The organism is Streptomyces aurantiacus JA 4570 (assembly GCF_000414115.1).
Classification (GTDB): domain Bacteria; phylum Actinomycetota; class Actinomycetes; order Streptomycetales; family Streptomycetaceae; genus Streptomyces; species Streptomyces aurantiacus_A.
This window is the reverse complement of the sequence record NZ_AOPZ01000216.1, coordinates 1-379: the sequence shown is the minus strand read 5'-3', so window position 1 is coordinate 379 and position 379 is coordinate 1. Positions and strand designations below refer to the sequence as shown.

Genomic DNA, 379 nt, shown 5'->3' with positions numbered 1-379 from the left:
GTACGTCGCGATCAAGCAGTCCACGGCCAAGCCCGCCGAGTTCATCGACACGGCCACGCAGCGGGCCAGGAAGACGGACCGCACCCAGAAGATCGCCGGCCGGACCTGGCAGCGCTACGAGGGCACGCGCTACGACGCGCTCGTCCTGCGGGAGAAGGGCGCCACGACGGTGGTGGCCGGGACCGCGGGGTTCGGGCCGCTCACGGCGATGGCGGAGTCGCTGGAGATGAAGCGGACGCCGATCCGCGAGAGCGCGTAGGCAGCAGAGTCCTTTGGACCGGACCACGTGAGAGGCCCCCGGACCATGTGAGAGGCCCCCGGCGGTTGCCGGGGGCCTCTCACATGGTGGTGCGCCGCTGGGACGCGCCGATTCAGACGG

Annotated in this window: 1 protein-coding gene; it reads left to right on the top strand. The window is 71.2% G+C overall.

The features are described from left to right. A partial coding sequence (locus STRAU_RS20890; RefSeq protein ID WP_037660841.1) for a DUF4245 family protein occupies positions 1-259 on the top strand: 259 nt, incomplete at its 5' end. Between the last annotated feature and the right edge of the window lie 120 nt (positions 260-379).